The sequence below is a fragment of the Dactylosporangium darangshiense genome, assembly GCF_039537565.1.
Lineage (GTDB): Bacteria > Actinomycetota > Actinomycetes > Mycobacteriales > Micromonosporaceae > Dactylosporangium > Dactylosporangium darangshiense.
In genome coordinates, this window is record NZ_BAABAT010000106.1 from 1 (window position 1) to 10,765 (window position 10,765).

The 10,765-nt window shown below is 68.8% G+C and carries 1 protein-coding gene and 2 pseudogenes; 2 read left to right on the forward strand and 1 reads right to left on the reverse strand.

The genetic code is table 11. The features are described 5' to 3' along the window. Window positions 1–195: 195 nt before the first annotated feature. Both ABD901_RS57310 and ABD901_RS57315 read left to right on the forward strand, forming a co-directional pair. Window positions 196–9,480 carry a hypothetical protein gene (locus ABD901_RS57310; RefSeq protein WP_345144606.1) on the forward strand — a complete coding sequence of 3,095 codons (9,285 nt, stop codon included), beginning with the start codon at window positions 196–198 and terminating at the stop codon, window positions 9,478–9,480. A 67-nt stretch (window positions 9,481–9,547) separates the two neighbouring features. After that, window positions 9,548–10,490: pseudogene (locus ABD901_RS57315) on the forward strand (transposase); the annotation flags it as partial. Between the two features lies 1 nt (window position 10,491). On the opposite strand, the pseudogene ABD901_RS57320 reads toward ABD901_RS57315, so the two are convergent. After that, window positions 10,492–10,765, reverse strand: a pseudogene (locus ABD901_RS57320) (transposase); the annotation flags it as partial.

Here is a 10,765-nt window from a genome sequence, read left to right on the forward strand (position 1 = left end):
CACCGGCTCCGCGCTGTCACGCGGCGCCTGGCCCGGTCTGGCGGCGGCGAAGAACAGCGGCCGGTGGCGGGGCCGTCGTCGTCGGTTCCGTCGCCGTCGGCGGTTGCGTCGGGGACGCGGGAGTTGCGCAATGGTGTGTGGTTCGTGCCGCCGCCGGCGGCGACTCCTCGGGCGGACCCGGCGCGGGTCTTGCAGGTGGCTGAGCAGCTGCGGGTGCCGGGTGACGTGGTGGCTATCGCGGGCGCGATGCCGTATTCGGAAAGCGAGGACGTCCTCCTTGCTTCGGCTGCGCTTTTGGAGTTGGCTGCTGTCGGTGATCCTGATGACCGGGTCGTGATCGTCGACCGTCTCGACCGCGACCGTCACCGCGAGATCGTGCATGAGCTGGCGGCGAAGGGGCCGGCGCAGACGCTGGTGGTCTTGGTGTATGACGCGGAGTTCTCGCACGCTCGGGCTTATGCGCGCGCGTTCGCCGCGCACATCGTTGATGTGGCGGTTGTGGGGTTGCCGGCGCCTCGTGGTGTGGTCGTTTCGGCGCGCAGACCGTTCCGCGGGTTGGGCCGGTCGGACAGTCCGGTGTGGTTCGTGGCGGGCGCGGATGGTGTGGCCGTCCCGGAGCCGTTCGATGATCTCGCGGCGGCGATCGCGCGGGCGGGGCGCAGCCCGTTGCCCCCGTTCGACCTTGCCCGTGAGTTGCGTGTCCGGCTGGCCGGCGGTGCCACGCGGTTCGGCCTCACGCAACGGCGGTTGGCTGACCTCGCAGGAAGGGCGATGTTCGCCGGTTCGGAGTTCACTGCTGAGTTTCCTGATCAGGACGGGCGGGTGGCGTTGGTGCCGGTGGGGGATGTGCAGGATGCCGCGCAGCGGATGTATCGGGTCCGGCGTTGGCTGCGGTTGGGTATGGTGCGGGAGATGCCCGCCGACGATGCGGTGCGTGTCGCGGTGCAGATACCGTCCGAGGTCCGCGCCGGCGCGCTGCACCTGGCCCCGTCCGGTGCGGGTGCGGCGTTGGATGTGTTGGCTTTGCCGCTGGTCAGGAGGGAAGGGCACGAACTCGGCGTCTGGTTGAACGGGTACCGCGATGGGATCCGCGGGTTCCTTCTGCCGGCCGATGACGTTTACCTGCTGCACGCCGCGGTTCCTCCTGATGCCGGCGACCGGGTGCTGATCGAGGTCGGGCAGGTGAACCGTAAGCAGCACGGTACGCACCAGCCGGGTTCGGTGATCCAGGAGGAGACGTCCGGCACCTGGATGACTGCCGATGAATACGCTGACATGGTATTGCCACGTTCCGGCGGTGGGGGTCCGCGGATCGTGGTGCTGTGGCAGCAACGGGTTGGTCACGACGACCTGACCGTGTTCCACCGGGAACTCGCGCGGAACGCGATCGTCGTCGTGAAGCGCCGGAACGATCAAGGCACCTTCTGGGAGGCGACCTCACACGTCCCAGGAGTGCCGTCCATGGTCCGGTTGCGTGATCTGCGGTCGCTGCTGGTCCACGTGACGGGTGGTCAGCGGCCAGGCGTCTGGTCGGGGACCGACACGGAAGCGGTGGTAGAGGCTGCCCAGCTCGTGGAGGGACCGCCGTTCCCGCTGCCCGCGGCGGGTTCGGCGGCCGTGCTGCGCCGGCTGTTCGAGGATGCGCAGCCACCCTCGTCCGACGACGAGCGATCGGTGCCGATCCCGATCCTGATCCCGCCGGGGGCTGATACAGCGGGACATGTTTCCCGTTGGCTCGCCGGCCAGGATGTGGTGGCGATCCGGAACATCCCCGCCGCGGCGGCCTGGATGAGGGTACCGGGCCGGTATGTCCGCGACATCCAGGTGCAGCAGGGCTCCCACGTCGTCGTCTACCACCTGGTGGATGCCTCGGCACTCGGGTCCGATCGGGTGCAGGTGAGCAGCATCATCGGCACCAGAGGTTCGGTGCGCCTCACTGTCCAGGCACCGCCGGTGGATGTCCTTCCCGACTATTCGGCGGACGTCCTTCCCGACTATTCGAGGGTGCCGGCTGGACCGCCGGCGTACCTGTCACCGCCGGCGTACCTGCCTGTTCAGGCCGGTGGGGTTCGGTCGTTGCCGTATGTGCACCTGTCGTCGTCGCCGGCGGGGGCGCCGGTGCCGGCTGTTCCGGGCTCTGTCCAGTTCCGTGCGGATGCCGGTCCGGCCGGGCTCGACCCCGCTGACGGCGTGGGGCCCCACGCCGGGCCTAGTACGGTCCCCGGCCCGGCCCGCACGCGGGCGGGGGCGGACGTGGTGGCGCGGGTTCCGGTGCGGCATCGGCCTGTCGGAGCGGATCTGCCGTCGGTGATGACGTTGGTGCCGGTTGCCAGGCACCCGGATGGCACCCGCCTGTTCCGGCTGTACGGTGCTGACGGTGAGCCGCTGCTGGTACCGGAGGTGTACGCGCCGAGCGGGGTTTCTCTCAGACGGATTGACGGCAGCGTCCCGTTCTATCGGCTGTACGGTTCCCGGGATGGCGCACGCCGCAGCGGGTTGAAGCTGACGCATGCGACGGTTCAGCTGCTGCGCCGGGCCGGCTGGTCGGTGCTGCCCACGGCGGGACTGCCCGGGTTGGTCTCGCCCGATCGCAGGCGCGAGCCGTACAGGGCAGCCGATGACGCCATCCCGGCAGGTGACCTTCCCGAGCTGCCCTCGCCCGAAGAGGTCGACTCGGTACTCGGGAAGCTTCCGCAGGAACGCTACGACTGGCTGATGCCGGAGGCGGCCCGGCTCTACCGCGGCGGTGTCGGGCAGGCGTTGAGCCTCGACCATTCGCCGTCGGAGTCGTCGTTCGGCCTGCGGGCCACGGCCTTTGCGCTGCTCCGCCACGGCGAGGCCGAGGCCGCCCGGGTGGCGGCGTGGCTGGTCCAGGCGCTGGCCGTCGGATCACCGGGGCAGCCGGGTCACCCTGGGCAGGTCCGGACACGCGGCGGCGCACAGCACGAGCCAGCGCGCACCAGCGTATCCTCCTCCAGCGAAGGACCAGGCCCGAGCGGCCCGCCAGCGACGAACCCAGTGGCAGAGGTCGTGGACGCTGGGGGCGCTGCGGCGCCGCGGTCACGGTCGTTTGGTCTTGCGGCGGAACGTGATCCGTCGGTGACCGTGCGGCCGGGTGCGCGGGCCGGACGTGCCGGTGACGGCGGCGGCCGTGGTCGTGGCGTGGGTGGCGGTGCGGTGGTAGCGGCGGCGGGTGGTTCGGGATCGGCGGCACCGGGGACGGGGCCGGTGCAGTCCTCGTCGGCGGCGGCACACGCGCAGCTGCGTGCCCAGATGCCGTCGGAGGATGCGCAGGGGCCGGTTGACTTCTTGCAGCCGGCGGATTTCCGGGCGCATACGACCGATCCCCGCGTAACTCACATGCGGTCTCGGTCGCATGTGACCGAACTGGATCGGCTGTTGGAGTCGTATGCGCGCATTCCCGAGCGTGAGTTCGCCCACCGCGCCGAGGCGTTGCAGCAGCTCTTGGACCGGGCCCGCGCATTCCGGCAGAGCACTGGTAACACCTGGCGTCGCGGAGGTGTGGACGGGCTGATCGAGCAGGGTGCGTTTGAGGCCGAGCTGTACCACACCCTGGCAGAGGCTGAGCGGGCAACTGAGGCTGACCGGTTCCAGCTGTTGCTGACGGTTCAAGATCGCCTGGAGAATCACCTGCCCGCTCAGTACGGCTCCGTCAGGAGGGTCGCCAGGACGAACGTTCCCGAAATGTTGCTGCAGGTCGCGAACGAGATGGGGAATCATCTCGCTGATGGGCGTTTCCAGTCCCTGGTATTGCATTACATCGACATGCTGGCCGATCTGCGTTCGGATACGAATCTGCCGTCGATCACCCGTAACGTGCTCAACGAGATTGTCGCCCTTCGCGACGACTTCCACTTCGAGCCCTTCGGCAGCGTGGGTACACTGCTGACCGACCGGTCGAAGCCAAATGCCCCCGCCAAAGAGTTCACCCTACGTCCCCTGATGAACGGCTACGGGGGCACGGCTGGCATGCTGGGTCACTTGGCGCACGAGTTGACCCATGCCGCGGCCCATCGGGCGTACCGCAATACCCCGGCGATGCTGCTGTTCGATCGGCGGGCCACGCCCGAACGCGTCTCAGCGATCGCGAATGCCAGAATCGCCACCCTCAGGAGGCTTGACCATCTCCTCGCCGCGCACCAGGATGCCTTCACAGCTGTGCAGCATGTGATGCTGAGAAGTCGACTGGACTACGGCTCCAGACCCTTGCAAGTCGACAGGTACGCCGCGAACCTGCTGGCCGCCAAACGTATCGATCAGGCGACCCGGAACCAGATGCGTGTCTGGGACCAGGCCGCGGGAGAAAACTCAGGCGTGTTGGTGGAGTACGACACCGTGCTCCACCAGATCCTGGTGTATCTGCATGTCTGGCGCATCCCGCAGAAAAACCCGTTTTACCAGTCCGCGATCGACGCCGCCCAGGACGCCTTCCACGCCCGCGAGACCGCGCTGGTGGGCGGCGATCGCCCAGCGGCGGAGGCCGGCGTAGTGAGCGCTGCGGCGGCGGGCGATTCGTCGCGCGGGGCCCAAGCCCCGGCGGGGCCATACGCCACGGCCCGGGGCGGGGCGCCGGAGATGGTGCCGGCCTTGCCGCCGGATAGGGTATTGAGGCTTCCTGATGGCCGGTCGTTCGCGATCGGTGCAGTGCCCGTGGACGGGAACTGCTTCTTCCACGCGTTGCGGGAGAGTCTAGGCGCGACTGATCTTGGGCTGCCCGGTGAGGCGGGTGATGGAGTCGCGGGGTTGCGTGCTCGCTTTGCCCGCGAGCTGGAGGACTGGCACGACGCACCGGTGGGACTGAATCCTGATGATGTGGTCACGCGCGAGGATCTGAGCGCGTTGGGTGTTTCCCCGACCGAGGTCGGGTTTCCAGCCGGGGTCGAGCGGGTCAAGCTGGGGAGTCTTCCCCTGCTGGAGCTTTCGCCGCAGCAGCAGAGGAATCTGTTGGCGGCCTGGATCAGGATCGATCAGAACTGGTCGGACGGGGCGGGGGATCTTGTTCCGGCGTTGGCCGCACGGGTGACGGGTAAGTCGGTCACGGTGGTGAGCTCGGGTGTTGTGCACCAGTTCCCGGGATCCGTGCCGGGTTCTGGTGAGGTGGTGCTGCATCATGCGGGCAACCATTACAGCCCGACTGTTCAACTTCCGGTGCAGTTCTCGTCGTCGGCGGTGGCCGAGCCGGTACGTGATGCCGGATCGGACATCGGCGATGCGGGGTCGATGCACGCGCCGGAACCGGCGCATCCGGCCGGCGCAGACCGGGTTCCGGGCGGTATCAGCCCTGCGGCGGTACTGCTGGATCCGCCGACCAGTACCCGACCCGCGATGAGCGGCGTGCGTCCGTTACCGCATGTGCATATACCGTTGGATGATCAGGGCGGGTCGCAGTCGACATCTTCCGTTGCGCCACCGCCCCTCGGCATTGCACCCGCCGGGACGGGTCCGGTGTTTGGGGGTCTGTCCGGGGGCCGGGTCGCGGCGATCGGGTTGGTGGAGAAGCGGGTCCGGCAGCAGGCCCCGCAACATTTTGCGGGGGAAGCTGCCGCGGGGTCTGTGGACCCAGTGGTGCGCGAGGCGGTGGACGGGTTGTGGGCGTGGCGTCCGGGGGTCGGTGATTGTGTGCTGCGGGTGGATGCGGTGTTGACGGCCCTGCGGGTACCGGGGCGGGGCAGCGATGACGGGACAGCGGTGTCGGCGGGAACGGTCGCGGCCCGGTTGTCCGGCGGCCGGTTCGTTCCCGCTGCAATCGCAGACCTTGCCGGTCTGCCGGGAGGGACATTGACGGTGGTGTGGGTGCAGCATCGTAATGATCCCCAGCATGTGGTGCTGGTCCACCGGCCGGGGCTGGACAAAGGCGGCCGGTTGGTGCTGATCGAAACCCAAACCGGCGGGGAGGATCACGCGCAGCGATACACCTTGTTCGATCCCCGGCGCGGTGTTGAGGGTTTGCCCGGCGTGCTGCAAGGGCAGGTTCTGCTGCCGGTGGACGAGCGCCGGCGGTTGCTGCATGTTGACGCCGTGGCCAAGAAGGTGTCGGCCGGTGCTCCGGTGTCGGACACGACGCTCAGCGCGGCCCTGACCGACCCTGCCGGCAGCGCCCGTCCCGGCGGGCGGGTACCAGTACGGCGCAAACGCCCGGCAGAAGAAGCCCCCGCGGCGGAGGAGCTGCGGCCCGGGAAGCGGCTCCGGTCCGGTAAACGGCGCCGGGCTGACAGCGCGGCCGGTGCGGCGGGAGCTGCCCGGTCCGTGGTGTTCGGTCGTGACCCGGACCCGATGTTCACCGTGCCTGCTGACGGTTACTGCCAGCTGTACGCGTTCATCGCCACCGATCCGGCCCTGGTCTTTGAGGTACTGGGCCAAGTGCTGTCCCCGCCGTTGAGGGAGTTTCTGTCCGATCCCGGCCGGGTGCGTAGCGACGTCACGCGGATGGTCGCCTCGACGGTACCCGACGATTCTGCGCTCGCGGAGGTGACGGAGCTGCTGCGGGAGCGTGTCGGGTCGTACCTCGATGCCAACGCCGGGCAGCTCCCCGCCGATGTGACCAGCCAGCGGATCCACTTCTTCGAGGAGTATCGGCGGAGGATGGACGAGCTGAGCGACCGGGAGGTACTGGCGCTTGCGCATTTGAGCGGTCACGATGTCGGGCCGGATGTGCAAAGCGTCCGCGATGCGCTGACCGCCGAGCTGACCGCGTCGGGGCACCCGCTTGACCATAGGGAACTCGGGATGGTGCGGGACACGGTTGCCAACTGGAGCAACCGGTGGAGTTCCCCGGCCGGGGAGTTCCTGGCCCCCCTGCTGGCCCACGCGACCGGTAGCCGGATCACCATCCTGCGGGCCACCGCGGACGGGGTACACCCGCTGCTCACGTACGGCCCGGACACCGGCCGGCCGGTCACGCTGTACCACACGGCCGCCGACCCGCAGTACCCGAACGTCTACAACCATTACAACGCCGCCGTGCCGGTCCCGACACAGCCGCACGACGGGCCCGGGGTCCAGCAGCCTGCCCCGACAGACATCCCGGACCTGCCGCTGGACGTGGCAGGGTGGCGGCCCCGCCCGGACGGGAAGCCGCCACTCAACTTGAGGGCGTACCTGGAGGCGAACCTGGAAAGGCTGAAACTGACGGCGGATGCCCTGGACCGCAGCAGCAGGGGCCAGCTGCTGAATCCGGTGAAGGAATACGTGCATGCGTGGGTGCGCTCGATGCGAACAGCGACCAAGCCCGGCACCAACATTCGCTACACCGGCAAGGATGTGGTCGACCTGTCCGGCGGCCTGGCCGGAAAAAACACGGTGGTTAACTTGTGGGCGGAGGTTGTTGGTCGCGCGAAGCGCGGGGCTGCCCCGGAGGTGGCAGTGCCGCCGGAGGTGACGGAGTGGCGGCCCAGCACGGACGCGGAGGAGCCGGACAACAACTTGAAGAAGTACCTGGAGGCGAACCTGGAAACGCTGCGACTGACGAAGTATGCCCTGACCACCGACGGCAGAGGCCGGCTGCCGGAGCCGGCGAGGACATACGTGCGGTCGTGGGCGCTCTCGATGCGAACAGCGACCAAGCCCGGCACCAACATTCGCTACACCGGCAAGGACGTGGCCGACCTGTCCGGCGGCCTGGTTGTGCAGGCCACGGTGAACAGCTGGTGGCCGAAGGCTGCCCCGGGCCTCCAGAGCGTGCCGCGGGCGGTGACGGAGTGGCGGCCCAGCACGGACGCGGAGGAGCCGGACAACAACTTGAAGAAGTACCTGAAGGCGAACCTGGAAACGCTGGGACTGCTGGAGGATAATGCCCTGACCACCAACCGTAGCGGCCAGCTGCCGGAGCCGGCGAGGACATACGTGCAGTCGTGGGTGCTCTCGATGCGAACAGCGACCAAGCCCGGCACCAACATTCGCTACACCGGCAAGGATGTGGCCAAGCTGTCCGGCTACCTGGTCGCGGACGTCACGGTGGGCAGATGGTGGCAGAAGGCTGCCCCGGGCCTCCAGAGCGTGCCGCGGGCGGTGACGGAGTGGCGGCCCAGCACGGACGCGGAGGAGCCGGACAACAACTTGAGGAAGTACCTGGAGACGCACCTGGAAACGCTGGGACTAAAGAAGGATGCCCTGCCCGCCAACGGCAGGGGCCAGCTGCTGGAACCGGCGAGGACATACGTGCAGTCGTGGGTGCGCTCGATGCGAACAGCGACCAAGCCCGGCACCGACATTCGCTACACCGACAAGGACGTGGCCAAGATGTCCGGCAAGCTGGTCGAGCCGACCACGGTGACCAGCTGGTGGCAGAAGGCTGCCTCGGAGCTCCTGGAAGTGCCGCGGGCGGTGACGGAGTGGCGGCCCAGCACGGACGCGGAGGAGCCGGACAACAACTTGAGGAAGTACCTGGAGACGCACCTGGAAACGCTGGGACTAAAGAAGGATGCCCTGGCCGCCAACGGCAGCGGCCAGCTGCCGGATCCGGTGAGGACATACGTGCGGTCGTGGGTGCGCTCGATGCGAACAGCGACCAAGCCCGGCACCAACATTCGCTACAACGCCGACGACGTGGCCAAGCTGTCCGGCTACCTGGTCCAGTACACCACGGTGTACAGCTGGTGGCCGAAGGCTGCCCCGGGCCTCCAGAGCGTGCCGCGGGCGGTGACGGAGTGGCGGCCCAGCACGGACGCGGAGGAGCCGGACAACAACTTGAGGAAGTACCTGGAAACGCTGGAACTGGAGGAGAATGCCCTGGCCGCCAACGGCAGGGGCCAGCTGCTGGAACCGGCGAGGACATACGTGCAGTCGTGGGTGCGCTCGATGCGAACAGCGACCAAGCCCGGCACCGACATTCGCTACACCGCCGAGGACGTGGCCACGCTGTCCGGCAACCTGGTCACGGAGACCACGGTGAACAACTGGTGGCCGAAGGCTGCCCCGGGCCTCCAGAGCGTGCCGCGGGCGGTGACGGAGTGGCGGCCCAGCACGGACGCGGAGGACCCGGACAACAACTTGAGGAAGTACCTGGAGACGCACCTGGAAACGCTGGGACTAAAGAAGGATGCCCTGGACCGCAACAGCAGGGGCCAGCTGCTGGAACCGGCGAGGACATACGTGCAGTCGTGGGAGCGCTCGATGCGAACAGCGACCAAGCCCGGCACCAACATTCGCTACACCGCCGACGACGTGGCCAAGCTGTCCGGCAACCTGGTCGACCACGCCACGGTGAAATGGTGGCGGAAGGCTGCCTCGAAGCCCCCGGAAGCGCCGTCGGGGGGCGCAGCCACGTCTGGGGCCGGCACGGCAAGCAAGACCCGTGCCGCGGAAGCGCCGGTACGGGTCCCGATACGGGAGAAGCTAGACCAGGGACGCACCCGGTTGACCTGGCCCAATCCGGACCCGGATGCAACACCGGACGACGACGTGCCGATCAGTTCCGGCGCTTCTGACGCTTCCATGGGCGGTTCGGCGCGTCGTGAATAGCGCACGCCGTTGTCCTGCCTAGGTTCTGGCTTGTCGAAGGTCAGAACTGTGGTGGCGGGAGAACGGCGTGCGTAGTGCAAGGTTATGGGCTGGGCTGCTCGGCGTCGACAAGGCGGTGGTTGAGCGTGTCGAGTTCGACGAGGACGAGGGCGTTGGTGTCGCGTCGGTGCGGCCGGGGCGGGGACAGCGGCGGCGGTGCGGGGTGTGCCGGCGGCGCTGTGCGGGCTATGACCGGGGGTGAGGGCCGCCGGCGGTGGCGGGCACTGGATCTGGGCACGATCCGCGCGTTCGTCGAGGCGGACGCGCCGCGGGTGTCCTGCCCGGTGCACGGTGTGGTCGTCGCCGCGGTGCCGTGGGCGCGGCACGGGGCCGGACACACCCTGACCTTCGATCAGACGGTGGCCTGGCTGGCCACGGTGTGCTCGAAGAGCGCGGTGACCCAGTTGATGCGCATCGCCTGGCGCACGGTGGGTGCGGTCGCGGCTCGGGTGTGGGCCGACACCGCCGGCCAGGTGGACCTGCTGGCCGGGCTGCGCCGGATCGGCATCGATGAGATCTCCTACCGCAAGGGGCACAAGTACCTGTTGGTGGTGCTCGACCACGACACCGGTCGCCTGGTGCGGGTGGGCAAGGGCCGCGATCAGGCCGGCCTGACGGCGTTCTTCACGCTGCTGGGCCCGCGCCGGTGCGCGCAGCTGACGCACATCTCCTCCGACAGCGCGCGGTGGATGAACGAGGTCATCGCCACGCACTGCCCGCAGGCGATCCGGGCGGCCGACCCGTACCACGTCGTCACCTGGGCCACCGAAGCCCTGGACGAGCAACGACGCATCGCCTGGAACGCCGTCCGCGGTGAAACCCGCGGTCGCAGCCGCAACCGCAGCGCCACCGGGGTGACCAAGGCACTCAAGGACGCGCGGTGCGCGCTGTGGAAGAACCCCGAGCACCTCACCGACCGTCAGCGTGAGCAGTTGGCCTGGATCGCCAAGACCAACCCTGCGTTGCACCGCTGGTCCTGGCGATCCACGCCAGCTTGGCGGTCTGTTGTTCGGTGAGGGTGTCGGGGTTCTTCCACAACGCCCACCGGCACCGCTTCAGGGCGCGTGCCTCGCCGACGGCTCGCTGGGTGGCCCGGCCGGGTCCCTGCACGTGCCGTTTGCTGCCGCCCACCGCGTGGCGGGCGAGGTTCCACGCCTGCCGGCGCACCTGATCGAGGGCGTCGGTGGCCCAGGACACGACGTGGAACGCGTCCGCGCACACGACTGCGGCCGGACAATGCCGGGCG